Origin of the sequence: Chryseobacterium gambrini (assembly GCF_900156825.1) — a bacterium.
GTDB lineage: Bacteria > Bacteroidota > Bacteroidia > Flavobacteriales > Weeksellaceae > Chryseobacterium > Chryseobacterium gambrini.
The window spans coordinates 1-25,224 of sequence record NZ_FTOV01000009.1; the positions used below are offsets into that span (position 1 = coordinate 1).

The 25,224-nt window shown below is 34.1% G+C and carries 31 protein-coding genes; 22 read left to right on the forward strand and 9 right to left on the reverse strand.

Annotated elements, in window-relative coordinates; genetic code table 11:
• Nucleotides 1-512 (forward strand): alpha-2-macroglobulin family protein (locus BW951_RS15245; RefSeq protein WP_139326173.1); only part of this gene is annotated, 512 nt, incomplete at its 5' end.
• A 71-nt stretch (nucleotides 513-583) separates the two neighbouring features.
• Here the strand turns inward: BW951_RS15245 and BW951_RS15250 are convergent.
• On the reverse strand, nucleotides 584-2,383 hold the full coding sequence (locus BW951_RS15250) for a T9SS type A sorting domain-containing protein (protein ID WP_076394421.1): 1,800 nt from the start codon (nucleotides 2,381-2,383) through the stop codon (nucleotides 584-586).
• 411 nt (nucleotides 2,384-2,794) lie between these two features.
• On the opposite strand from BW951_RS15250, the gene eco reads away from it, so the two are divergent.
• Nucleotides 2,795-3,280, forward strand: a complete 486-nt coding sequence (gene eco, locus BW951_RS15255) for a serine protease inhibitor ecotin (RefSeq protein ID WP_076394423.1) — start codon at nucleotides 2,795-2,797, stop codon at nucleotides 3,278-3,280.
• Between the two features lie 50 nt (nucleotides 3,281-3,330).
• Here eco and BW951_RS15260 read toward each other — a convergent pair whose 3' ends face one another.
• Nucleotides 3,331-4,608 carry a hypothetical protein gene (locus BW951_RS15260; RefSeq protein ID WP_175608831.1) on the reverse strand — a complete coding sequence of 426 codons (1,278 nt, stop codon included), beginning with the start codon at nucleotides 4,606-4,608 and terminating at the stop codon, nucleotides 3,331-3,333.
• Between the two features lie 233 nt (nucleotides 4,609-4,841).
• Between BW951_RS15260 and BW951_RS15265 the strand changes: the two genes are divergently transcribed.
• The 8 genes from BW951_RS15265 to BW951_RS15300 all read left to right on the forward strand — a co-directional run bounded on the left by BW951_RS15265 (nucleotide 4,842) and on the right by BW951_RS15300 (nucleotide 9,865).
• The gene (locus BW951_RS15265) at nucleotides 4,842-5,297 is read left to right on the forward strand and encodes a DUF1569 domain-containing protein (protein WP_076394427.1); all 456 of its coding nucleotides are present in this window, start codon (nucleotides 4,842-4,844) and stop codon (nucleotides 5,295-5,297) included.
• Between the two features lie 17 nt (nucleotides 5,298-5,314).
• A complete protein-coding gene (locus BW951_RS15270; RefSeq protein WP_076394429.1) occupies nucleotides 5,315-5,785 on the forward strand; it encodes a hypothetical protein in 471 nt (156 codons plus the stop codon).
• 5 nt (nucleotides 5,786-5,790) lie between these two features.
• A complete protein-coding gene (locus BW951_RS15275) occupies nucleotides 5,791-6,195 on the forward strand; it encodes a hypothetical protein (RefSeq protein ID WP_076394431.1) in 405 nt (134 codons plus the stop codon).
• A complete protein-coding gene (locus BW951_RS15280; RefSeq protein ID WP_076394433.1) occupies nucleotides 6,192-6,563 on the forward strand; it encodes a VOC family protein in 372 nt (123 codons plus the stop codon). Before BW951_RS15275 ends, BW951_RS15280 begins: the two co-directional genes overlap by 4 nt.
• Nucleotides 6,564-6,930: 367 nt before the next feature.
• Nucleotides 6,931-7,380, forward strand: a complete 450-nt coding sequence (locus BW951_RS15285) for a VOC family protein (RefSeq protein ID WP_076394435.1) — start codon at nucleotides 6,931-6,933, stop codon at nucleotides 7,378-7,380.
• A gap of 227 nt (nucleotides 7,381-7,607) precedes the next feature.
• Nucleotides 7,608-8,285, forward strand: coding sequence for a DUF2490 domain-containing protein (locus BW951_RS15290; protein ID WP_076394437.1), 678 nt, complete (start codon nucleotides 7,608-7,610; stop codon nucleotides 8,283-8,285).
• Between the two features lie 78 nt (nucleotides 8,286-8,363).
• Nucleotides 8,364-9,368, forward strand: a complete 1,005-nt coding sequence (locus BW951_RS15295; protein ID WP_076394439.1) for a bestrophin family protein — start codon at nucleotides 8,364-8,366, stop codon at nucleotides 9,366-9,368.
• A gap of 14 nt (nucleotides 9,369-9,382) precedes the next feature.
• On the forward strand, nucleotides 9,383-9,865 hold the full coding sequence (locus tag BW951_RS15300) for a hypothetical protein (RefSeq protein WP_076394441.1): 483 nt from the start codon (nucleotides 9,383-9,385) through the stop codon (nucleotides 9,863-9,865).
• 21 nt (nucleotides 9,866-9,886) lie between these two features.
• On the opposite strand, the gene BW951_RS15305 is transcribed toward BW951_RS15300, so the two are convergent.
• Nucleotides 9,887-10,138 (reverse strand): hypothetical protein, encoded by a 252-nt coding sequence (locus BW951_RS15305; protein WP_076394443.1) that lies wholly within the window; start codon nucleotides 10,136-10,138, stop codon nucleotides 9,887-9,889.
• 29 nt (nucleotides 10,139-10,167) lie between these two features.
• The gene (locus tag BW951_RS15310) at nucleotides 10,168-10,428 is read right to left on the reverse strand and encodes a hypothetical protein (RefSeq protein ID WP_139326175.1); all 261 of its coding nucleotides are present in this window, start codon (nucleotides 10,426-10,428) and stop codon (nucleotides 10,168-10,170) included.
• Between the two features lie 133 nt (nucleotides 10,429-10,561).
• Here BW951_RS15310 and BW951_RS15315 point away from each other — a divergent pair, with 133 nt between their 5' ends.
• Nucleotides 10,562-10,783, forward strand: a complete 222-nt coding sequence (locus tag BW951_RS15315) for a helix-turn-helix domain-containing protein (protein WP_076394701.1) — start codon at nucleotides 10,562-10,564, stop codon at nucleotides 10,781-10,783.
• 75 nt (nucleotides 10,784-10,858) lie between these two features.
• Here the strand turns inward: BW951_RS15315 and BW951_RS15320 are convergent, their stop codons facing one another.
• Genes BW951_RS15320 through BW951_RS15330 form a run of 3 tightly spaced genes read right to left on the reverse strand, consistent with a single transcriptional unit; the run spans nucleotide 10,859 to nucleotide 12,720 of the window.
• Complete coding sequence (locus BW951_RS15320) at nucleotides 10,859-11,605, reverse strand: hypothetical protein (protein ID WP_139326176.1); 747 nt, start codon at nucleotides 11,603-11,605, stop codon at nucleotides 10,859-10,861.
• Nucleotides 11,606-11,616: 11 nt separating this feature from the next.
• On the reverse strand, nucleotides 11,617-12,414 hold the full coding sequence (locus BW951_RS15325; RefSeq protein WP_139326177.1) for a hypothetical protein: 798 nt from the start codon (nucleotides 12,412-12,414) through the stop codon (nucleotides 11,617-11,619).
• A gap of 15 nt (nucleotides 12,415-12,429) precedes the next feature.
• Complete coding sequence (locus BW951_RS15330) at nucleotides 12,430-12,720, reverse strand: hypothetical protein (RefSeq protein WP_076394450.1); 291 nt, start codon at nucleotides 12,718-12,720, stop codon at nucleotides 12,430-12,432.
• Nucleotides 12,721-12,890: 170 nt separating this feature from the next.
• Between BW951_RS15330 and BW951_RS15335 the strand changes: the two genes are divergently transcribed.
• The 8 genes from BW951_RS15335 to BW951_RS15370 all read left to right on the forward strand — a co-directional run bounded on the left by BW951_RS15335 (nucleotide 12,891) and on the right by BW951_RS15370 (nucleotide 18,507).
• Complete coding sequence (locus tag BW951_RS15335; protein ID WP_076394452.1) at nucleotides 12,891-13,280, forward strand: helix-turn-helix domain-containing protein; 390 nt, start codon at nucleotides 12,891-12,893, stop codon at nucleotides 13,278-13,280.
• Nucleotides 13,281-13,384: 104 nt separating this feature from the next.
• The gene (locus BW951_RS15340; protein ID WP_076394454.1) at nucleotides 13,385-13,810 is read left to right on the forward strand and encodes an SRPBCC family protein; all 426 of its coding nucleotides are present in this window, start codon (nucleotides 13,385-13,387) and stop codon (nucleotides 13,808-13,810) included.
• A gap of 28 nt (nucleotides 13,811-13,838) precedes the next feature.
• Nucleotides 13,839-14,222, forward strand: a complete 384-nt coding sequence (locus tag BW951_RS15345; protein WP_338076391.1) for a VOC family protein — start codon at nucleotides 13,839-13,841, stop codon at nucleotides 14,220-14,222.
• Nucleotides 14,223-14,258: 36 nt separating this feature from the next.
• A complete protein-coding gene (locus tag BW951_RS15350) occupies nucleotides 14,259-15,281 on the forward strand; it encodes a glutaminyl-peptide cyclotransferase (protein WP_076394457.1) in 1,023 nt (340 codons plus the stop codon).
• 46 nt (nucleotides 15,282-15,327) lie between these two features.
• Complete coding sequence (locus BW951_RS15355; protein ID WP_076394459.1) at nucleotides 15,328-16,353, forward strand: glutaminyl-peptide cyclotransferase; 1,026 nt, start codon at nucleotides 15,328-15,330, stop codon at nucleotides 16,351-16,353.
• An 88-nt stretch (nucleotides 16,354-16,441) separates the two neighbouring features.
• Nucleotides 16,442-17,419 carry a hypothetical protein gene (locus BW951_RS15360; protein ID WP_076394461.1) on the forward strand — a complete coding sequence of 326 codons (978 nt, stop codon included), beginning with the start codon at nucleotides 16,442-16,444 and terminating at the stop codon, nucleotides 17,417-17,419.
• A 37-nt stretch (nucleotides 17,420-17,456) separates the two neighbouring features.
• Nucleotides 17,457-18,071 carry a deoxynucleoside kinase gene (locus BW951_RS15365; RefSeq protein WP_076394463.1) on the forward strand — a complete coding sequence of 205 codons (615 nt, stop codon included), beginning with the start codon at nucleotides 17,457-17,459 and terminating at the stop codon, nucleotides 18,069-18,071.
• Between the two features lie 85 nt (nucleotides 18,072-18,156).
• Nucleotides 18,157-18,507: an ArsC/Spx/MgsR family protein gene (locus BW951_RS15370; RefSeq protein ID WP_076394465.1), complete on the forward strand. Its 351-nt coding sequence runs from the start codon at nucleotides 18,157-18,159 to the stop codon at nucleotides 18,505-18,507.
• A 58-nt stretch (nucleotides 18,508-18,565) separates the two neighbouring features.
• On the opposite strand, the gene BW951_RS15375 is transcribed toward BW951_RS15370, so the two are convergent.
• Nucleotides 18,566-18,871: a DUF493 family protein gene (locus BW951_RS15375; RefSeq protein WP_076394467.1), complete on the reverse strand. Its 306-nt coding sequence runs from the start codon at nucleotides 18,869-18,871 to the stop codon at nucleotides 18,566-18,568.
• A 40-nt stretch (nucleotides 18,872-18,911) separates the two neighbouring features.
• Nucleotides 18,912-19,589 (reverse strand): DUF4197 family protein, encoded by a 678-nt coding sequence (locus BW951_RS15380; protein WP_076394469.1) that lies wholly within the window; start codon nucleotides 19,587-19,589, stop codon nucleotides 18,912-18,914.
• Nucleotides 19,590-20,052: 463 nt separating this feature from the next.
• Between BW951_RS15380 and BW951_RS15385 the strand changes: the two genes are divergently transcribed.
• From BW951_RS15385 to BW951_RS15395, 3 genes are read left to right on the forward strand one after another with little or no spacing between them, the layout of a single operon-like run.
• Nucleotides 20,053-22,893 (forward strand): SusC/RagA family TonB-linked outer membrane protein, encoded by a 2,841-nt coding sequence (locus BW951_RS15385; RefSeq protein ID WP_076394703.1) that lies wholly within the window; start codon nucleotides 20,053-20,055, stop codon nucleotides 22,891-22,893.
• Nucleotides 22,894-22,903: 10 nt separating this feature from the next.
• Nucleotides 22,904-24,352 carry a RagB/SusD family nutrient uptake outer membrane protein gene (locus tag BW951_RS15390; RefSeq protein WP_076394471.1) on the forward strand — a complete coding sequence of 483 codons (1,449 nt, stop codon included), beginning with the start codon at nucleotides 22,904-22,906 and terminating at the stop codon, nucleotides 24,350-24,352.
• A 10-nt stretch (nucleotides 24,353-24,362) separates the two neighbouring features.
• Nucleotides 24,363-25,175, forward strand: coding sequence for a LamG domain-containing protein (locus tag BW951_RS15395; protein ID WP_084196457.1), 813 nt, complete (start codon nucleotides 24,363-24,365; stop codon nucleotides 25,173-25,175).
• Nucleotides 25,176-25,224 lie beyond the last annotated feature (49 nt).

The window sequence follows — 25,224 nt, forward strand, 5'->3', positions numbered from 1 at the left end:
TAACAAAACCGGGAGCAGGAATTGTTCAGGGAGGTTTGTTCTGGCAGTATTACGAAGATCTGGATAAGATAAAATCTTCCGAGAATTATCTGTCCATCACCAAAGAACTGTACAGAAAAATAAAAACCGTGAACGGGGAAGAATTACAGAAAATCACTCCGGAAACTCCGTTAAAAGTGGGCGATAAAGTGACGGTACGAATGATTTTAAATACCGACCGACCGATGGAATTCATCCACATCAAAGACATGAGAGCAGCAGGATTTGAACCTTTGGATGTCCTTTCGGGGTATCAGTGGAAAAATGGTTTGGGCTATTATCAGTCAACCAAAGATGCTTCCACGAATTTCTATATTGAACAAATGCCGAAAGGAAAATATGTTTTCGAATACGATTACGTTGCCAATGCATCCGGAATATTCTCAAACGGAATTACCACAATCCAGAATTATTACGCACCGCAGATGAATGCGCATACGAAAGGTGATGTCGTAGAGATTAATAGCAATTAAATAAAAAGAACACCGCAAATCCACGGATTTGCGGTGTTCTTATTTTAAAACCTCTTATATAAAACAACTGTTTAGCGTACAGTCATTTTAAATGTTTTTAAGGATTGGCGTGAAGCAGAAATTTCAATAATATAATTTCCTTTTTTCAGGATATTCTGCATGTTAAAATGTTGGGAATATGCATTGCTGAGTTTTTGTGCCGTAATCATTCTTCCCGCCATATCATAAATTTTTATACTGCATTCTGCTTTGGTAAGATCTTTTCCGCGAAGAGAGAAATTTCCATTATTAGGATTATCAAACAGAACGAGGTCAGACAACGCTGCATTTTCAGAAGTACTCAGACTTTTATTGTCAAATCTTGCGATAAATGATGTTAAACCGATGGTATTGGCAGGATTTCGTACGGGCATCCATGAACCTTCCGTGCTGTATCCGGTATTGGAATTTGTGCTTCCGAATAAGTACAGCGAATTATCCTTGAAAGCTACATTAATCGGTACAACGAAGGTAGGAAAATCTGAAGTGCCTCCATAATAAGAACTCCATACAAGGTTTCCTGAAGAGTTGAATTTTGCGAAATATAAGTTAACGGAATTTGAATTATTCTGTTGCGGTGCTGACTGATAACTTCCCGTTGTGGCAATATTGCTTCCTGAACCAATTGTATTACCGGTAATGTAAATATCATTTCCGTTTACGGCAATTACTTTATCAAATTCATTCATATCTTCCGCCGAAGATCCAAAGTAGGTACTCCATTCCCGATCGCCGGATAAAGAGAATTTTGAAAGAAAAATATCCGAACCTCCTGTTACATACTGTTTATAGCTTGTAGGTGTTCCGAAGAAGCTTGCATTATCATAATTGTAGTCTGTTCCGGTGATATAGATCCCGGTTTCGTTTACCGCAATGTCCGCGAGAGAAAAATAGTTCACCGATTCTGAAGGACCGTAATAAGTACCCCATTCTCTTGTTCCGTTCGTAGCATTCATTTTGGTAATAGAGCTTGCTGTAACAGAAGTTTGATATGCTCCGGGAGTAGCGGTCGTATTCAGTGCAGGGTTGATGTTTTTACCGGAAATGATATACAGAGAACCATTGTAATATTTCATGGCAGGTCCTATACCGAAAGGCGTGTAGGTTCCCCAGATTCTTTGTCCGCTGGGAGAGAGTTTCAGCAAGTAATCATTTGGAGTCGGATCTCCGGAAGAGCTTAATACCAGATCAAAGTTTTCCTGCAGTACACCAGCTGTAGATACATTGTTGTTTATGGTTGTTCTGCCGGAAATATACAGGTTATCGGCTTCATCAAATTCGATATTTATGGCGCGATTAGAGGTTGGTAAATAACTTGCCCATAGAAGTGTTCCTGAAGGAGAATATTTTACCAGAATAGTTTTCATCGTGGAAGATGGTTGAGGATCATTAGTAAGGTAAACTCCCGCTGTTGGCAGAATGGCAGGTGCTGTAGAATGGAGAATATAATATTTGTTATCCTGGCTGTCGATATTTTCCAGAAGAAAGTTGTTGAGAGAATTGTGATATCCATAATACGAAAGTACTCCCATAGACGAAATTTTAGCCTCAAATAAATTGTATCCCTGTTGCTGACTATTATATGGGTTGCCACCACCTATTAAAAACTGATTAAAATAGGAAGCTCCGTAACTGAACGTATTTGATACATGTCCTCTCATATGCATATTTCTTTGAGAGTCAAAAAGAATTCCTTTGTTTGCAAAGATACCTTCAGGCGTACCGCCGTTTGCTCCGAAGTAAGTTCCCCATGTTCTTTCATACTCAAAATTATTCTGAGAAAAAAGATGACCTGAAAACAATGTAAAAAGTAAAAAAGTGTAGATTTTCATATTTTTTTGTTATTAGCCAAAACGGCGTTTTCTTATAAAGCAGATACATCCTCTGATAGAAGAACTGATTTCGCTTAAGCATTGTTTCCCGTAAGAAAACGGATAATGAAAATAATTTTCTTTTGCTTAAGCCGCAACCATCAATCAGAATATGATGCAGAAACGTGTTTTTACAGTTATTAATTTTTATTTGCGATGAAGATATGAAAATTAAATAATGTTTATTCAATATTTTGTGATAAAAATAAGATAAATGTATTATTTTAATAAAAAATGTAAATTTAGTGTAAGTATTTTCGTTAAACTAAATGAATCTATTGTTCTAAACTTAAGATAATATTAAAGTTAAACAATTGTTTAATTTGGAACGGTTTTTGTCCTGAATGAACTTATAAAATAAATACAAGACTTATGAAATTTTCAAAGACAATTATTTCAGGATTAATGCTCTTTGCAGCAGTGAATGCATTTGCACAAAAGAAAACAGAAAAATTCGAGAAGTTACAGATCGAAATGTTCCCAAAAGCGAAAGAAGGTTTTAAGCAGGTTTATGTACAGCTTCCGGTTGCTAAAAATGAAAATGACCTTAAAGTGGAATTTTTTGTAGGAACAGAAAAAATGCTCGACTGCAACAAACACTTTTTAATCGGAAAGATCAATACGCAGGATCTTCAGGGATGGGGCTACAATTATTACGAAGTAGAATCCAAAGGAGAAACCGGAGGAACTTTAATGGCTTGCCCGGATCAGAAACTGGCGAAAAAATTTGTTTACATCCAGCCGGAAACAGTAAGATACAACAGCAAACTGCCATTGGTTTTCTACGTTCCTAAAGATATGGAAGTACGCTACAGAGTTCTTCGTCCTGATGCGATGAAGAAAGCTGTTCAGAGATAATTTAAGTTAATTTAAATATGAATTCTCTGCTGTTGGCGGGGAATTTTTATTTAGGCTTGCCATCTATTTCCGATTCTCACAATCCAACCTTCAGGAATTTTGATAAAAATATAGGTTTCTCCAATTATTAAGCTGTCAAAAGTTAAAATGTATGTATCTTTTTTATCATCACATTTGAAAATTTTGCTGTAATTGCAATAATTAATACCATAATTATATTTTAAATAATTAGAATACTCCTTAGAAGTCAGAAATATGGTTTTCTCTCCATAGGTATCCATCCGCCTGATGTTTTCATCATTTGTAACAATAACTTTAAATTCTAATAAATCCAATAAACTTTTTTCTCGTGGTTTAAATTCAGATTTCTGCTTTTCTATCTGAGTTTGTATATCATCGTGAACTGTTTTTAAATCGGTGATAAATTCATCCATTCGTACTGTAGAATTATTTGTCAGTAATGGATAATCTCCGAATCTTAATATTTCTACGAGCTTTGTAAAATCGTTGTTAAGGCTTTTATATCGGGGGTTTTCGTCGTCAAAATCCATAATGCCGTCTTTATCTGTGTCTGCTGATAAAGGATTCGTAAAATAGACAAATTTTTCTTCAAGATCGTTAATGCCATCATCATCAGAATCTTTAATAATTTCCTTTAAATTTAAAGTTATTAAAGCGTTGTTTTTAATTGTTTCATATGTCGGAAGGGGACTTGATGGAAACAAAGGTTCTTTAATCATTCTCACAATATCTGCTTCAATCTGTATGCTGTTTTTATTTTTCCATAAAGGATACTTAGAATTTGTTTTGAATAAATAATTAGCACTTTTCTCCAAGCCAGTATAATAGTTTTTCCAGCTTTTCCCTTCATCATAAGAAATTCTAAGATAATATTTTGGATGATAAATATTACGGGTCTGATATAAGACAGCTATAGCACCATGGAGTTTACCTGTCTTGATAATTACGGGTTTCGGAATATCTCCAAATTTTTTTGAATATTCAAGTCTTTCAATAGAGTCCCGAATTTTATAAGAAACATAAGCCGTATCAGGAACGATTTTGCTTATCTCATTACTGATTTTAAGCTCCAAAGAATCGACAATATCCTGCGATTTTGAATAATTTTTTAAATATTTAACTGAAATGTAATCATACTTGGGCTTCAAAGCTTCTTTTTTGGAAATCGTCTTAAACTTATGTTTTGCGTAAAAAGCGTTAATACTGTCTTCGGATTTTTTTAAAAGATCACATTTGCATATTTCCATTTCCTGTGCATGGTAAAAAGAACAAATGAAAAGTAATAAAAAGGTAACAGAATTTTTCAAGATTATAGTTTTATTTTGGTTAACGGTTTCTCTAAACATTTATTATCACAAATTCTGAATATCAGTTTTTGAATTTTTAAATTATAAAAAAAATCTGATCAAAACCCATTATCCTAAGCTTAAATTTATTCGATTAATAATTTGATTTATAATGGGTTGTATTCTTTTTGTTAAATGATGAAAAAAGGATCGGAAAAAACTGATATATTTGTTTTTTAACAATTAAAAAAGCTATGGAAAACGTTTTTGATGCAAAAGATGCTCAGAATTACATTGATAGGATTAATAATCTTACGCCGGAAACCAAAGGTTTGTGGGGTAAAATGTCTGTAGATCAGATGTTGGCGCATTGTAATGTGTCTTACGAAATGGTTTACGAACCGGAAAAGCATAAAAAGCCGGGTGCAATTGCAAAATTTATCCTAAAATCTTTTGTAAAACCTAAAGTTGTGGGTGAAAAAGCCTATACACAAAACGGACCTACTGCGCCTCAGTTCATCATCGCAGATCATAAAAATTTCGAAGAAGAGAAAAAAAGACTGATTGGCTTTATCCAGAAAACACAGCAATTGGGAGCTTCTGCTTTTGACGGGAAAGAATCTTTTTCTTTCGGGAAGCTGAAAGCTCAGGAATGGAACAATATGTTTGCAAAACATTTGAATCATCATCTTGCACAATTCGGCGTTTAAAAAAAACATAAAACAATATGAAAAAACTTTTATTACTTTTTGTGCTTCTTTCCAATTTCATCTTTGCACAGATGCCCGATATATCCAATGTCTGGCTGAATAACAGCAAAGCGTACACAGGAACCATCGGAAACAAAAATCAGCAGATTAAGCTGAAAATCAACATTTCCGAGCAGAATAAAAAAAACGATCAGGAATATTTCGTTTCAGGCTACACTTTGGTTGATAAAACCTATGCTAAATTCGAAGGAAAATTCATCATTACCAAATATAAGGATGCCAAAAAAAGAGGAACCGTTTTCGGGGAATACGAACTGGCGGAAGAAAACAAAGGAAAACATTCCGGAATTCTGAAAGGTAAATTCATCTATACTTTTAAATGGAATAAAGATGCTGAAAAAGTGGAATCCCAGTACATCGAACTGATCGGCGACTGGAAGAGCTACGACGGAACGCTTGATTTTAAAACAAGAATTAATAATCAGTAATCATCATGTTAAGAAGAATTTTAGCGGTAATCGCAGGAATGATCGCCGGATCCATCGGAGTCTGGCTGATGGAAAGACTCGCTCATGCGCTGTATCCTTTTCCGGCGGGTTTAAGACCGGATGATCTGGAAGGTTTCAGAGCGTATGTGGAAAATTTACCGTTCATGGGAAAATTTATCGTGATTCTCGGTTACGCTTTGGGAGCTTTGCTTGCAGGATTTATTTCCACTAAAGTTGCCAACAACGGAAAACCGACTTCTGCAATCATCTGTGGAGTTATTTTCACTTTTTTTACCATTTACAATATGGTGATGCTTCCGACTCCTTTCTGGTTCTGGGTTTTGGGAATTGCAGTATGGGGATTGGTTTTGGCAGGATACAAATTGGCATTAAACAATAAACAAGTATGAATTTAGGTGCTTTTTCAATCAGTCTCAGCGTAAAAGATCTTCAGAAGTCTAAAGATTTTTACGAAAAATTAGGTTTCAGCCAGATGGCGGGAAATATCGATCATAACTATCTTATCATGAAAAACGGCGACCATATCATTGGTCTTTTTCAGGCAATGTTCGATGGGAATATGCTTACTTTCAATCCGGGATGGGATCAGAATGCACAGAATCTTGATTCTTTCGACGATGTTCGCGAAATTCAGAAAAGATTAAAAGAGCAAGGTCTGGAACTACAGAAGGAAGCCGATGAAAACACTTCCGGTCCTGAACATATTTACCTGAAAGATCCCGACGGAAATATGATCCTGATCGATCAGCACAGATAAAGTTTCATTCTTTTTAATACCATCACAAAAGAGCAGAATCAAAGGTTTTTTAATAACTAAATTGTTCTTTTTATCAGGTTTGAAAATCATTTTAAACTCTTATGTGATAAAAAGTTCAAACGGAATTATTATTTAAAAAGTTTGTTTAAACTCATTTTAAATTTAACTGTAAAAGAGACAAAAGACTTTATTGGATTTAAAGTATTTCAAAAGTCTACAAAGAGAAAAAATCTTTGATTTTTTAACTTACGTGCTCTTTTTTCCGTTTAACTATTAAACTTAAAAAACTAAAGTGTCAAAATCTTTTGTGGTAAAAAAGCTTAGACAAGTTAAAAATTAAAACTAAACTATAAAAAAAGACACATCTATGGCAACAGTAAACGTTTACCTAACATTTAACGGAAATTGCAGACAAGCATTCGATTTTTACAAATCTGTTTTCGGCGGAGAATATCCTTATATCGGAACATTCGGGGAGATGCCTCCAATGGAAGGTCAGGAAACAAAAGAAGAAGACAGAGACAAGATTATGCACGTTTCGCTTCCGATTTCTAAAGAAACGATTTTAATGGGAAGTGATGCAGGTTGCGATCACGCTGCTCATCTGGTGATGGGAAATAACTTTTCAATTTCCATTAATGCAGAATCCAGAGAAGAAGCAGACAAATTATTCGCGGGACTTTCCGAAGGCGGAAAGGTTACCATGCCCATGTCCGATACATTTTGGGGAGCTTACTTCGGAATGTTTGCCGATCAATTCGGGATCAACTGGATGGTAAATTATGACGATCCTGCAAAAATGCAGCAGCATCCTTAGAATGGTAGTAGAACCTTAAAACTGACGAATTTTTGTCAGTTTTTTTATCTTCTATTCATAAACCAACATAATCATTCATAATGATCAACTTTAAATAAAAGTTTAGTCATCTTTTGTGACTTTTGCGGTTAAATAAAAAGTTAAGGCAGCATAAAATATGCAGTTTGTTATTATTGATTTAAAATATTAAATTTGTTGAAAACGATAGATAATAGTAATATAACTGTATGAGGAATATTTTAAAAAAGGCTGTTTTGGGAATTTTTACGTTGGGAGCAACTTTTTCACAGGCTCAGAAAAGCGATTTGGGAGCGTGGTATATGTATTTCGGAAACAATAAAATCAGTAAAAAACTGAACTTTCACAACGAAATCCAGTACAGAAATTTCGACGGAATAGGAGATCTGGAACAACTGTTAATCCGTACCGGAATCGGCTACGATCTTACCGAAAACAATAACAATGTTTTGTTGGGATACGGTTTTATTCTAAGTCAGCCTTACGTGAAAGGAGAAAAAACAGAAAATATAGAGCACAGGATTTTTCAGCAGTACATTACAAAGCAGAAATTCGGACGTTTTAATATTCAGCATCGTTATCGTCTGGAAGAACGATTTCTGGAAGATGATTTCAGGATGAGGTTCCGCTATTTTTTAGGATTTAATATTCCGATCAATAACAAGGAAATGTTGCCCAAAACATTCTATGCATCGGCTTACAATGAAATTTTTCTTCATTTCGACAGTCCTGTTTTCGACAGAAACAGAGTCTACGGCGCTTTAGGATATGTCATTAATAAAAATATGAGAATTGAAGCGGGATATATGAACCAGATTCAGGAAAACAGAAACCGCGGACAAATCCAGATCGGATTTTACAACAACATTCCGTTTACAAAAAATTAAAAATAAATACTAAATTTAAATCCGTCATTTCATTATATTGAATTCATTTTAAAAATTTAAACTAAAAATAAAACACTTATGCACGCAGGAAAAAGATTTGGAGCCATAGAATTTATACTCTGGACCAAGAGAAGCATCATTATTTTAGCCGTTTTGTCGGCAATTCCTACCACGATGTATTTTTTAGGATGGAAGTTTATTTCCTTTCCTTGGCAGCCGATTGCCATCATGGGAACAGCAGTGGCATTCATCGTAGGATTCAAAAACAATGCAAGTTACAGCCGTCTTTGGGAAGCAAGGCAAATTTATGGAGCCATTATTAACGACAGCCGCAGTTTCGGATATATTCTAAGAGATTCTTTGCGCGGGAAAAATCCTGAGAAAGTAAAAACAATGTTCGAGCGTCATTATGCATGGCTTACCGCTCTTCGTTTTCAGCTTCGTGAGCCGAGAGTCTGGGAAAATGTCAATACCCCTCAGTTTGACGAATATGCCAAAAATTATGAGATTTCAGAAAGAATTTCAAAGCTGGATGATGAACTGAAAAACTATCTTTTGGATGATGAACTGAAGTATATTTTAAGCAAAAAGAACAGAGCGACACAATTAATGGCATTTCAGAGTAAAGAACTGTCTGAAGCGTATGCAAATGGCGAAATTAATGATTTTCAGTGGACGCAGATCAATCAGCAATTGGTGAAATTTACAGACAGTCAGGGAAAAGCGGAAAGAATTAAAAACTTTCCTTATCCGAGAAATTTTTCGTCTATAACCACCTATCTTTTGTTGCTGTTTATCATCTTCGTACCTTTCGGACTTCTGAAAGAATTTGATAAATTAGGAGAAGGAACTTCTTTTGAAGGTTTTACAATATGGTTCAATATTCCTTTCTCGCTTTTGGTAACGTGGTGTTTTCATACGCTGGATAATGTGGGAGAGGCTTCCGTAAATCCTTTTGAGGGAAGCGCAAATGATGTTCCGATCACGCAGATCAGCCGAACCATTGAAATTGACATGAGAGACATGCTGGACGAAACCAATCTTCCTCCTGCCATTGTTCCTAAGAATAATATTGTGTTGTAAATATTAAATTTTGGATGGAAGAAATTTATCTGAATAAAATACTAAATAACGATGAAATTTTAAAAACAATTTCAGAAGTTTTTACGGAGTTACAGGTTTTTCATGATGATTTCACGGGAAATTCTCCTGAAAAACTAGATATTGATAATCCGGCTCATATTTTTTTCAACACCGATGATGGATTTGGCAGCAGGGAATTTAATTTCAGAATATCCATTTACAGAACTCCCAAAGTTCATGAAAAAGAGAGAGAATTATATTTAGCTAAAATATTTTCAGAACAATACAGGATAAAAACGCTTGTACCTTTTTCAAATCCGGATGATCTGGGTGATCCTTTCTATGATATCGTCTTTGATGACGGTAAAATTTATTTGGCGGACGACAGTAAAGTTGATGATTCTACTGGAGGTGATGTTGAAATTCTTCATGAATATCATCTGGAAATGTTTGATTTTGATAAAAAAGCAGAAATTATTAAGTATCAGACAACTTGAAACAATAAATTTACTCATGTTTTAATTTGATTCTAACAGCTTTTTATTGTTTTCGCGTTCCAGAATCAGCCATGTTGCATCCAGCATTTTGATGAGGTGCAAATACGGATCTGCCAAATTGCGCTCTGGTGCACTATTGAAAGTTCCTAGAGAGAAATATACGATTTCCGAGAGAAACTCTTCGAATTCCTCAACACGATATTTTTTAAAAGCTTTCCGGAAAACTTTTACAGGATTGTGATATTCTTTTATCGACAACGATCCTTGCAACATCGGATTTTTGTCTTCCGAAAGCGGATGAATTAACCATTTTTCGCTTTTGCTTCTAAGGCAATATCCTGCCCGAATAAACGACCGGAGCGACTGATGAAAATAAAAGATAACGGAAGGTTCTTCCAGAATCCGCTTTTGGGCTTTGCTGCGTATTGCATGATGAGATTGAGTCGTTCTTTGGCAGTTACCAGATCATGAAACTGGAAAAATACTTCCATGAGCGGAAGTGGAGAATGTTTCTTTTCACCGCACCAAAAACGAGATTCAAAGTCTATAATTATCTTTTTCATACGAATACTATTTTGTGTTTTTATTGTTTTTTGGTTAGCCAGATCTAAACTATTTTGCAAATGGAATATAAAGTTATTGCGATTCGGATTTCAATCCGAATTATTTTACAGAATAACGCTTTTATTTGTTTTCATGGAAACAGCAAATAGAAAGATCGTTGAGTTTATAAGGGATAAGTGGGTTATTCCTATGAACAACAACAGTCAATTTGCTAATGAAAACAACATTGATGAAAAAACTGTAAGAAGAATCCGGGAAGACGAAAAATATCAAATAAGTTTAATTACTGTTATGAGAATATGTGAAGCCCAAAACATTAAATTATCTAAATTCTTTGAAATGGCTGGATTATAAAAAAAATATTAAAAATTCTGACGCGGGTTGGGATTTTTTTCTTTTGAATATATTAAAAAAAGGAACCGTGTTTAATTATTGCAGGATTTTAAGTTTATATTGAAGTGAAGGGAAATTGATGAGAGTCCATTTTTGGGTATAATCTGACCTCATAAATTCTTTAGTTTCCGAATTACAATTCAAATTTATAACCTTTTTAGCCAAAGTAATTTCTTTATCTCGTATGTAAAAAAGAATAAAAAATCCGTTTTCAGGATATACAATCGCCTTTGGTAATACAATTTCAAAAGATCCAGTCTCTATATCACTAATATTTTTTTCAAACTTTAAAAGTTCAGTATCATCTTTAGGAAAACCGTTTTTATTTTCATAAATGAATATTTCTAATATACCATTTTCTAATAATATTTTTCTTGGGAAAACGGTTATGGATTTCAAATAGGATTTTTTGTTAAAATGCTTTGGAATAAAAACAGCTTTCTTTATATTAGAAAATATAGAGCAAACATACCTCGACTTCTTTTTATTCTTTACAGATATTTCTTCTCTACTATTATTTACAATATTAACAGCTTCAATTTCCTGAATCTTATCAAATAAGATCATACTGTCTTTTTCTAAGGTAAAATCATATATCTTGTTTTCATACAATATTTTATAATTAGATTTATACTGATACTTTTGAAAATTATTTTTATTGAGTAAAACTTTATGTGAGGAATTTGCAATAAATACAGAATCAATTTGTTTACCATCAGAAAATCTGAAGATTGTTTGAGTTTTGTAAAAAACCAAAGAGAATAAAATAATAGTAAAAAGCAACCGTGTTTTAATTATTGTAGGATTTTAAGTTTATATAAAATACCTTGTGATTCATCTTTTTTCCATCCTCCATAATATGTGGGATTATAGTAATATACATTTGATTCTTTTGTTGTCTTAAAACTTAAAGCAAAAACATTATTTTTATTGTATTGAAAATGAAAAACGATAAAAAAACCATTCTTAGGGTATTTTATTATTCTTGGAAATGTTATAAGCCAAGTTCCTGTTTTTATCTTTTTCACATCTTCATCAAATGATAAGATGGGATTTTTTTCATCAGGATCACCATTAATATTTGGTAAAATTTCTATCTTCATCTTCCCAGACTCTAAGACTTCTTTATTCTTCATCACAGGAAAAACTGATATTGATTTTACATATGTAACTTTATCTTCGGTATTAATCTGTATAGAAGTCCCCATCTGATAATTAGAGTTTAGAGCATAAAAAACGTTTTGCTGATTTGTCTTTTTTACAGTTTTTTCTGTTTTATTATTAAAGTTTAAAATTTCTACTTCTTCAATCTCTTTTACTTTGTCAAAAACAACAAGTGTGTCGTTATTTACTGCAAAATCAACGACTTTATTATTATATAAAATCTGAGTCCCTTCTTTAAACTGAAAATTTTTTAGATCCGATGAAGTAAGAAACTCATTTTTTTTATCATTTTTTATTACAATTGATTCTACAGTTTTACCGTCCGAAAATCGGATAATTGTTTGAGCCTTGAAATATGTAATATAGAAAAGTAAGGAAAAGGATAAAATTCCTTTTCCTAACATAGTTATAATTTCTTTTTTTTTCAATTCAACTTTATTTAATTAACAAGAAGTACAGCCAGTAGGTATCTCACAATGTGGCATACCAGTTTGAGTTTGAGTTGTTGTTTGCACTCCTATCCATAATATATAATATTCAACTTCATACGTAACGGTATAAGTTGGGCTTCCATCTATTGCATGACCACTTTGAACACAAGTTTGGACTCCTACAATTTGGCTTCCCCAAAATCTTCTTTCCGTTTCGGAGGATGAACCGTTTCCATCCGTTGCAGACGCTAATGTAAACACAGATGCTAAAGCTAAAGCACCAATCAAAATTTTCTTTTTCATGTAATTGAATTTTTAAAGTTAATAAATATTTTTAAAAAAGTGATTGTTTTTAAATCACGTTGCCAAGATATAATCTTTTCCCTTTCTGTACAACAACCGACAGTTATAAAATCGATAACCGTTGGTTATAATTTTAAAAAACATTACTTTAGCATTTAAATCTTGAATGTATGAGTTTAGAAACAAAGCTTCGAAAGCTAAGAGAACAGAAAGGCTGGTCGCAAATGGATATCGCACATCAGCTTGATATTTCCCAGCCTGCTTATAATAAATGGGAAACAGGACAAGCTAAACCCACTTTGCAAAACCTTCAGAAAATTGCAGAAATTTTTGAAGTGGATTTCTTTGATTTGATTCAGGAACAAATGCCAAGTATAGATTTTTCAAATTCAACGTTTGAAAGCAATTCGAATAGTCCTATTTTTGTTATTGAATCAACAAATAATACAATTAGTTATGATTCACCTGAATTGATTACTAAAATTTTAGAAAATCAGGAGCAAATGGCAAAAATAATAGAAAATCAAAGTAAACTTATCGAAAGCTTGTTAAAAAAATAATTTCAGAAAGTTTAAATACTATAAACCTCTGAGGTTATTATAAATAACAAATAGTCTTACTTTCTTTCATCATTTTTGCATTCAATCAATAAAAAAACAGAAATATGAGTCATCCAATTATTGTAGAGCAGAAAATAAATGCTCCGGTTTATAAAGTCTGGAGAGCATTAACCGATAAAACTGAAATGCAGTCGTGGTATTTCGATATTTTTGATTTTGAACTGCAAACTGGCAAAATATTCAACTTTTATGAACCGGGGGAAGAGAAAAAGTATCATCATCAGGGAGAAATTTTAGAAATTGTTCCCAATGAAAAACTGAAATATTCCTGGGCTTATCCCGAATTTTCCGATAAAAAAACAACCGTAACCTGGGAATTGAAACCCGATGAAAACGGAACTTTAATAAAGCTTATTCACGAGGATATTGATCATTTTAACGATCTGGGCGAACATTTTTCAAGAGAATCTTTTACTGAGGGCTGGAACGGAATTTTGAAGGAAAGTTTGAAACCCTATCTGGAAAACTGATCTCAATTCGTGAATTAAAATATAAATGATGGCAAAATTCAATTCCCTTCGTCCTGTTTTATGGACGGAACAATTCGATGAAACAATCGTCTTTTATACGCAGATTCTTGGTTTTACATTACAGGAAAGAAACGACGACTGGCAATGGGCTTCTTTGCAGAAAGATGAGGTAGAGATCATGGTCACTAAACCGAATCAGCATGAGAAATTCAACGGAATAGGGTTTACAGGTTCGTTTTATTTTAACATAGAAAATGCAGATGAATTATGGGATGAACTGAAAGACAAAACGAAAATCTGCTACGAAATAGAAACGTTCGATTGGGAAATGAGGGAATTTGCGATCTATGATAACAACGGTTACATATTACAATTTGGTCAAGATCTTCATGAAATTAGTTCAGAGGAATAAATTTTGCTAATTTTGGGGAAATTATTTTAGAAATCAATGAAAAAAAATATAATAGCAGGTTTTGCAGCGATTTTGTTGTTGGCTTCATGTAAAGATGATAAAAAAGTACTCGATTCTTTGGCAGATTACAACAACTCGATGATGGAAAAAGGATACCATTTCGGAGATAAACTGGATTTGCCGAAAGAGGTAACCGAAGATGCAGAAACCATTTCGATCAGTTTTGGAGATAAAGAAACATCCGGTCTTACAATAGATCCTAAATTCTTTACATTAGGCGACAATGCTGTTACTTTTAATATCAAAACAAAAGGTGGCGAAACATTAACGCAGGACGCGACCATTAATGTTTTTGCCAAAAATCCTGAGCAGAAAATCAATTATGAAATCATCGCCGAATATCCTCACGATCCGAAAAATTTCGTGCAGGGTTTCCAGATCGAAGGCAACACGATTTATGAAAGCGACGGACAGAACGGTTCTTCGCAGATTTTAAAATATACGTTAGGAACTACAACGCCTTTGGCTTCAACCAAACAGCCACAGGAAGACTTTTCTGAAGGAAGCACGATTGTTGGCGATAAAGTCTATCAGTTAACATGGCAGAGCAAAAAAGGATACATTTATGATAAAAGTTCTTTAAAATTATTGAAGGAATTTGCTTATCCGAATGTTTTGGGTGAAGGTTGGGGATTAACGTACGACGGAAAAAACCTGATTGCTTCAGATGGAAGTAAATTATTGTATTTCCTAGATCCGAACAATCCTTCAAAAATGGTAAAATACATTGCCGTTGCGGGAAGTTCTCAGGCTTACGATCAGTTGAATGAGCTGGAATTCCATAACGGATTTATTTACGCCAATGTTTGGCAGAAACCGATCATTCTGAAAATTAATCCTGCGAACGGAGAAGTGGTAGGAACTTTTGATTTTACAGAAATTGCCAAGCAAAATACCAAAGGAAGCGACGACGTATTGAACGGAATTGCTTTTAAAGGAGATAATATGTTGGTAACCGGTAAAAACTGGTCTAAAATTTATGAAGTAGCGATCAAATAAATTTTGATGTCTTCTGTTTCTTGGTAATGAAAATAAAAAACTTAAAGTGAAGAAAAGCCTGATCGCAGGTTTTGCAGCAGCTTTGCTGCTGATGTCCTGTAAAAACGATAAAAAAATCCTTGATTCTTTAGCGGATTATAACAATGCGATGGAGGAGAAGGGATATCATTTTGGTGATAAGCTGAATCTTCCGCAGGAAGTTACGGAAAATGCAGAAAGTATTTCCATAAGTTTCGGAGATAAGGAAACCTCAGATTTAACCATTGATCCGAAGTTTTTTGCGTATGGCGATAATGAGGTGACCTTCAATATTAAAACGAAGGGCGGAGAGATTTTAAATCAGGATGCCACCATCAACGTTTTTACCAAAAATCCTGAAGCCAATATTCCTTTTGAAATTGTAGCAGAATATCCTCATGATCCGAACAATTTTGTGGAAGGTTTTCTTATGGAAGGAAATACGATTTATGAAAGTGACGGACTGGAAAAAGCTTCACAATTAATAAAATATACTTTGGGAAGTACAACTCCGGCGCAGACTGAAAAACAGCCCGCCGATATTTTCTCCGAAGGAATCGCCATTGCCGGAGATAAAATTTATCAGTTGACCTATCAAAATAAAATCGGATTTGTTTACGATAAAAATACGTTAAAGAAAATCTCAGAATTTCCTTTGCCGAATGAATTCGGGGAAGGTTGGGGATTAACGTATGACGGGAAAAATCTTATTGCAGACACCGGTTCGAATAAACTGTATTTTCTGGATGTAAATAATCCTTCCAAAGTGGTGAAAACCATTTCTGTGGGTGGAAATAAAGAAATTTACAATCAAATCAACGAGCTGGAATATCACAACGGATTTATTTATGCCAATATCTGGCATCAGCCTTATATTTTAAAGATCAATCCTCAAACCGGAGAAACCGTAGGGAAATTTGATTTTACAAAAATTACCGGAGCATATACCCAAAACAACAGTGAGCATGTTCTTAACGGAATCGCCTTCAAAGGAGATCATATGTTGGTGACGGGTAAAAACTGGTCGAAAATCTATGAAGTTGCGATTAAATAAGTTAAAATGAACCGCAATTTCTGTTGAAATAAATAAAAGCAGTAAATTGGTAGCGTTCCTTTTCGGAGCGCTATCTTAGTAAAAGAATTTGAAATTATTATCCTTCATATTTGCATTGGTTTTCTGTTCGTTATCCGCGCAGAAAGCCCTTCCTTTAGACACGCTGAAACTGAAGGAAGCAAAAGATATGCTTGCCGACGATTACGGAAACCTGTACATCTATAAAAACAAAGATTTCAGCTTTACCAAGTACGATTCTTTAGGGAGGCAGATCGGGAAAATGATGCTTACGGTTCCTTATAAAGTACAGACGGTACAAAACCCGCTAAGTGTGCCTTTGTTTTCTGAGAATGCTCAGGAAATGAAATTTGTAGACCAGAATCTGAACGAAATCCAAAAGGTCGATTTTAAACAGAAATTCGGTTTTATCAAAATGGCGTATGCGGAAGACCTACAGCAGCTGTGGCTTCTGGACGACAGTACAAAACGTCTGATCCAGTACAATTTCAGAAATGAAACGACCATCAATTCTTATCCTTTCGATGCGAGTATTGACGATTTAATGGATCTTCTGGTGTACGAAAATAAAGTGTATGTTTTAACAAGAAAATACATCCGCGTTTATTCTTTAAAGTTTGAAAAGCTGTTTGAAGCCCCTTTGGAAAACGGAAAACGTTTCAGACGGGAGAATGAATTTATACTGGTGATCACCAATAATTCTATTTTAAAGTACATTCCGGAAAAAGAAATAGTGAAGATCTTTGAAGATCCGGATGCGCAGATTGTGGATAAAAATACGCTGTCTTATTTTGAAATAAAAGCCAACAAACTTTATCTTTACAACCTGGAAAATAACAAAGAAGCCAAACCACAAACGGAGCCTGATCCCAAGCAGAAAGCAACAGAGCAGGATGTAGAAAAATCGGCTGAGAAAACAGCAGAACCAAACAGTGCTGAAGGAAAACTTGAAAAGAAAACTCAGGAAATTGAAAGTAAAAATCCCGCGGAAAGCTCTCTCCAGAGACTTATTGAGGATACTTCGGAAATTCAGGCTGCCGGAATTTAGATCTTTATAAAATTTAAAAAAATATACTAAGGAAAATATGCACATTGCAGTTACAGGAAATATTGGAGCAGGAAAAACCACGTTAACCACAATGCTTTCTAAGCATTACGGTTGGGATGCCCAGTTTGAAGATGTAGATCATAATCCTTATCTGGAGGATTTTTACGCAGATATGAGCAAGTGGAGTTTCGCGCTTCAGATCTATTTTTTAGGAAGCAGATTCAGGCAGGTGAAAGAGATCAGAGAGAGCGGGAAAAATATTATTCAGGATCGTACGATTTATGAAGATGCACACATTTTTGCAGAAAACCTGAACGATATGAATCTTCTTTCAGACCGTGATTTTAAAAACTACGAATCTGTTTTCAATCTGATGAAATCTTTCGTTTCTGCGCCGGATTTATTAATTTACCTTAAATCTGACGTTCCGAATCTGGTAAAGAAAATTTACAAAAGAGGAAGAGAATATGAAGCATCCATCAGCATCGAATATCTTTCAAAACTGAATCAGAAATACGAAAAATGGATCTCCAATTATACGGAAGGCAAACTTTTGATTATTGAAGTGGATGATCTGGATTTCGTCGAAAAGCCTGAAGATTTCGGATTTATTTTAGAGAAAATCGAAGCGGAACTAAACGGTTTGTTTTAACAAACTTTTATTATACATTAAAGCAGTAATCGTTTTATTTCTTTCTAAATTTGCTAAAACAGTTAATTTTTAAATATAAATAATCATGTTGGTGAAGGTTTTACATAATGGAAATTGTTCAAAATCGAATGCGGTTTTAGAATACCTCGACGAAAACGGAGTTCCGTTTGAGATCATCAACATCGTTGAAGATCCGTTGAGTGAGCTGGAAATTAAAACTGTTTTAAAAAAGCTGAATCAGAGTGTTTTTCACATCATCAGAAAAACCGATAAATTGTATCTGGAAAATTTCGCAGACAAAAATTTATCTGAAGAAGAATGGATCAAAGTTCTGGCTGAAAATCCGTCCCTGATCCAAAGACCCATCATCATTAAAGGTTCGGTAGCAATGCTCGGAAGACCGATTGAAAACGTAAAGTATTTTATTGAGAAATAAATAAATTCATTGATAATTTAAACTAAAAAAGTCAGCCGTAAAGCTGACTTTTTCGTTTTTATAATAGGATGACACCTTCTATTTTTGCGACTTCCTGATAAATATTGACAACCTGATCTGCATCCAAAACGAATGCGTTGATATTGCAGGCTGTGTATTTTCCGTTTTTACTTTCGCGGTTTCCCAGTGTAAATTTGATCCCGTCGAAAACTTTATAAATCTCCGTAAGTTTTGCCTGATCTGTCGGAATAATAAATTTAAATAAATAATCTTCCGGAAAATCGTGGTGACCTTCCAGTTTCTCCCTCAAAGAATTGTAAAAATCTTCGGGACTTGCGTGTTGATTTCCTTGTAATATATCCATCTGCTTTTTAAAAATCTACATAAATATAATTAAAATTTTTCTATTTTCCAAGCGGTCCCAGAAGCGACTTGGAGTTTTGGATCTCATAATCTTCGATGATGTTGAAGATTCCGTTCACAAGCTGTTCGGAAGCCAGTTGGCTCAATCCTCCCGAATTTACAGAAGTTTTATTGCCTCCTAAAAGACTGCCCAATAAATTGCTGCCTGATAAAGCGGTGTTGATGCTTTTCACAATGCCGTATTGATTAAGCTGTTCTTCCACTTTCGGAGTAATTGCGGCAATAAGCTGCTGAGAGGTTTTTTCTTTCAGAATTAAAGTTGCCGTTCCCTTTTCTCCCTGAATAATTCTTGTAACATCATTTGCATTCAGGCTGTTAACGGCATTCACAAGGATTGGTTTTGAGATGTTTACGGTGTAAACTGCCGCATCGGCAATATAAGCTCTTTCTTTTGCAACCAGAGAAGGAGCGATTTTTTCCAGCATTGAGTTGATGTCTCTAAGCTGCTTCGGAAGAGCTTTATCCACCATATTGTTCTGCAGAAAAGCATCTCTGTTGCTGTATACATTAACTCCTTTATCGATTCCGTTTAAAAGAAGTCTTTTAATAATCGATAATCCAAGATCAGACGTAGCGAGAGTCGTACAAGACTGCATTGTTGTATTGATAAATGCTCCGGTTCCTATCATAAGAGCCGCTGCGATGATATATTTTTTCATTGATATTGATTAAACGTTAATGATTGTCAAATACTGAACCAAATTTATAACAGTAGAATTAGTTTAACAAATTTTATATTCATATTTATTGTCATACTATTACTTTATGTAAGAAATAGATTTTGTGGAGTTATCATTCTTAAAGTACTTATTATAAACGGGTAAGAAGAATTTATTTAAATTTTTTTTTATTGAATGCTATGAATAATAAATTGAGAAGTATTTAATAATAACCGTTATTATTAAATTATTTAATAAATATAAATAATAATTAATTGTTTTTATTTAAATGTTAAAAATTAACAGAACGGTAAAATATTAAGTATAATTAACATTGTTGAATATATTTTTATAATTTTGGCTAATGTCTTTTATTGAGGATATATTATTTCTCAGCAAAAAAGACGCTCAAAAGCTACTGTTTTTGATCTCAGAATTGATTGTACGAATAAAATTAAACTATATGAAACAAAGTGATTTAAAGTATTCATGTCTCATTGCGGTTTTATACTTCGGTATGAATGTCAATGCGCAAACTACTCCAAAAGATACTGTTCCGAAGGAGCAGAAGATTGAGGAGGTAGTGATGATTGGATATGGTTCTGCTAAGAAAAGAGATCTAACGGGATCTATAGCTAAAATAAGTGGATCTGATGTTGCTGATAAGCCTAATGCAAATGCAGCTGCGTCATTACAAGGTAAAGTTGCAGGTTTGGCAGTTGTAAATTCCGGTCAACCAGGTTCAACTCCCGATATTAGGATCAGAGGAACTGTTAGCAGATACAATTCTAGACCTCTTTACGTAGTAGATGGAATATGGTCTGATAATATGGATTTTGTAAATTCAAATGATATTGAATCCATTGAAGTCTTAAAAGATGCTTCGTCACTTGCCATTTTTGGTGTTCGAGGAGCTAATGGTGTTATTATAGTAACTACAAAGAGAGCAAAAACAGGTAAACCGACAATAAACTTCAGTTCTTCATTAGGGACAAAATTTTTGACAGGTAAGCCAGAATTAACAAATGCTGCAGAATTTAGATCATTGTACGATCGTAACAGAGCCAATCAAGGACTTGCACCGTACAGTTATTATAATGTTTTTAATGCAGATACCGATTGGATAGATGCGATTACTAATAATGGAGCTACTATCATCAAAAATGACCTTAGCTTTTCAAGTTCAACTGAAAAAAATAAGACATACTTTGGGATAGGGCATTTAGAAGAACAAGGAATAATTAATAATGAGCTTTTAAAGAGATTTAATGTTAATTTCAATAATGAATTTAGCTTTAGTAAAAACTTTAAAGTCGGATTCTCAGTCAATGGATCGTATACAAATAATCCCAGGCTTCAAAGCTATGCATCTTCCTTAGTAGCTGTTCCGATTGTACAACCTTTTAACAATCAGGTAGGTTTATATAATCAATTGCCAATAGGATTAGGTGATGCTCAGGTTGGCAATCCATTACTTTCAGTTGATTATCTTAATGGAACTCAATTATCAAAAACCTATAGAATACTTGCCAATGCATTCGCAGAGGTGAAATTTTGGAACGATTTTACTTTCCGTACAAACTATATGGTGGATTTTGGGATGACACGTGCAAGAGGATATAATCCTGTTACAAAATTATATGTTGGAGAAACTGGCGGAACAACAAATGCATTTGGAGGAAGACAGCTAACATCTGTTTATCAAAATTCTACCGATAATATCATCACTCAGCAGGAGTATTTATTAACTTGGAATAAAAACTTTGGAGGGCATAGTATCACAGCAACTGCAGGTTATACTGTTTATGATGAAAAATTTGAACAGATGACTGGGAATGTTACACAGAAAGCTGGTGATCAAAATGCAATCCCTTGGAATAAAAGATTCTGGTATTTAGATACTTATCCTTTTGGAGATCCTGCCACAAGAACAGCAAATTCATCTGAATATGACGACGGCGCGAGTATTTCATATCTTGCAAGAGTTTTGTATAACTACAAAGGGAAATATATTTTCAACGCATCATTCAGACGTGATGGTTCTGCTACTTTTGCTGCAGATAACCCTAACCAATATCAGAATTTCTGGGCTTTAGGTGCTGCTTGGGATTTAGGCAAAGAAGAATTTATGAATAATAGTTTCTTCAGTTCATTAAAGTTAAAAGGATCTTATGGACAATTAGGAAATAGATTCTCTCCTTACAGATATCCTAATTACCCTGGATATGTTTCAGGAGCAAATGCTGTATTTGCAAATGTAGGATTTCAAAAAGATCTTTATCCGGGATATGTATTGGCTTGGCAAAATTCTCCTGATTTAAAATGGGAAGTTATCACAAGTTATGAGGTAGGATTTGAAGCATCAGCATTTAATAATAGATTAAGTGTTGAAGGAGTTTATTATAACAAGAAAACAAAAGATCTTCTTAACTATGTTACAGGAGTGCAAAATTATTTTAGAAATTCAGGAGAAATAGAAAATAAAGGTATTGAGGGGTCTGTATCTTGGAGAGATAAAATTGGTTCAGATTTTAGTTATTCAATTGGTGGAAATATTACAACATACAATAATAAAGTAATTTCAGTATTTGAGCCGGGATATAGAATTTTTGATGGAAACTCAGTAACTGAAGCTGGCTATCCTATAGGATATTTTTATGGATATGTAGTGGAAGGAGTTTATCAAACAAATGCAGATGTTTTGCTATCTCCAACAAGTACACTGGGTACTTATGGTCCAGGAGACTTGAAATTTAAAGATTTGAATGGAGATGGAAAGATTGATGATAAAGACAGAACTATTATTGGTAATCCAACTCCAGATTTTACTTATGCACTAAATCTAAATTTAAATTATAAAAACTGGTCATTAGGTATTGATGTACAAGGAGTATATGGAAACGAAGTATTAAGAAATTGGGGTAACGGAAGTACGTTTGCTCAGTTTAATTATAGAAAGGATAGGTTAGCAGCTTGGAATGGTCCGGGAACATCTAACTGGGAGCCAATTATTAATGATGGAAACAATTATAATACAAATAATGTTTCAAATTATATGATTGAAGATGGAAGTTATGTTAGACTAAGAAATATTCAACTCGGTTATAATTTTAATCCAAGTGTTGCAAAATCAATAGGTTTAAGCAGTCTTAAGCTATACTTAAATGCTCAAAATCTTGTTACGTGGAGAAATAACTCAGGATTTACTCCTGAAGCTGGTGGCACACCAACACAATTTGGAGTTGATAATGGAGGATATCCTTTACCAATTATAACGACTATGGGTGTAAATGTAACTTTTTAACATTTAAATTATGAAAATAAATACAATAATTAAATATTCTTTTTTTACGGCAATAAGTTTTTTAAGTTTAACTTCTTGTGGTGACGATTTTTTAGATAGAAAGCCTTTAGGAATCGCAACAGAAGGTGAAGCTGGTATTGGTGGTGCGGAAGCTAAGATTTTTGGATTATACAGCCAATTAAGAACAGAAGGAGGAGTAACAGATTGGACCCGTCACTGGTTTCAAAGCATTCGCTCAGATGATGCAATAAAAGGGAGTATTCCTGCCGATGCTTCTGCAATGGGTAATATAATGGATAATTTTCAGTATTCCAAAACAGAAGGTACTGCTGTAGCAAACTGGAATGGTCATTATAAATTAATTTTCGCTTGTAATAGTGTAATTGCAGATATTGAAGCAATCCAAAATCCGGATGCTGCTACATTAATAAATTTAGGAGAAGCAAAAGCAATGCGGGCTTTCGCATATTTTGATCTTAGGAGAGATTATGGTGAAATTCCTATCATTACAAAAAAGGTTGTCAATCCTCAAGATGAAATTAAAGCAAAATCAAGTGTAGCAGAAGTTGATGTACAAATAAAAAATGATCTTCAATTTGCAGCTTCTGTTTTACCGGCGGATTGGCCAAGTCAGAAAGGTAGAGCTACAAGAGGAATGGCTTACTCTTATTTGGCAAAGTTAGCTCTTTACCAAAAAAGCTGGGGTGAAGCATTAGGATTTGCCGAAACTGTTATTAATTCAGGTATCTACTCACTATACCCATCATATTCAACACTATTTACTGATCAGGGAGACAATAAGTCTGAGTCTATTTGGGAGGTACAGTTTGCAAGAATTAATAAAGTAAACTATTCTAATAACTATTGGGAATCACAAGGTGTAAGAGGATCTGGTACTTGGGATTTAGGATGGGGATTTAATGTGCCTACAATGAATTTAATAAACGCCTACGAACCAGGAGATATTCGTAAGGGAGCAACCATATTAGCTTCAGGTGGTGTTGAAGGTGTTCCTTCAACGTTAGCGTCAATTCAACCATATTGGAATAAGAAAGCATATACCGATCCTGCGAGAAGAGCTCAGGAAGGGGAGAATAAAAATCATTGGACTAATATAAAATTGATGAGATATGCGGATGTTATTCTGATAGCTGCTGAAAGTGCTAATGAAATGGGGAATACGGTAAAGGCAATAACTTATTTGAATTTAATAAGAACAAGAGCTGGTCTGGCAAATACTACTGCTACTACTCAGGCTCAAATAAGAGATGCAATTAAACAAGAGAGAAGAGTTGAATTTGCAATGGAAGGTGAACGTTTTTATGATTTAGTTCGTTGGGGAGATGCTGTTAATATATTAGGTATTTTAGGATATCAAGACAGAAATAAATATTTTCCTATTCCACAAACGGCTATAGATAAAGCCCAAGGTGTATTAATCCAAAATCCTAATTATTAATTTTTTAATCATGAAAAGCATTTTAAAAATTTTAAGTATTTCATGTTTGTCTTTAATTTTGACAAACTGCCAAGATATGGAAAGACCGGAATTAGGAGAATATCCTAAAGATCAGGCTAATTTACCTGCTGGAAATCTTAGGTTTTTTGTTCCATTTGATAAGAGCGGTACAGATTTAAAAAACAAATTTGCTGAGGAGTTATCAGGATATCCATGTTTTGCTCCTGATAATACAATTACTCAAGTGGATGGAATTGCTGGTAAAGCTTTTAAAGGTGGAGGCTCTCAAGTCTTCTTGAAATACCTTAATTCTAATGATTTTGCAAATAAAGCAGGAAGTTTTACAGTAGCATTTTGGGAAAAGAATGGTGATTCTAGTAATACGGAATTTGCTTTTAGTATGACAAGTGATAATTGGGCAAAAGCAAGTATGTTTGCTCTATTTGAAGGAACAGCAGCAATACCAACAATTAAATTTTTTGTTGATGAGCAGCCGGGTGACAAATGGTTTGAATGGCCTTCTGACAGTAGTTTGACAGGTATTTATGATAATCAATGGCATCATTTAGCTTTTGTTTATGATGCTACGACTTCAGGAATGACACTATATATAGATGGAGTTGCAAAATCTACCAAGACTTGGGCAGGACACGGCGCAGTTAAATTTAATACTTCTAAAATTAACGGATTTAGAATTGGTGGTTCTGGAAACCCTAGTGAGGGCTGGATGAAATCCTGGTCCGGAAGCTTAGACCAGTTTAGAATGTATGTAAGTGCTCTAACACCTGCGGAGGTTAATGATCTTTATATTAATAAAAAATAAATAGACTATAATAAGAGGAAGAGAAATCTTCCTTTTATTATATTTATAC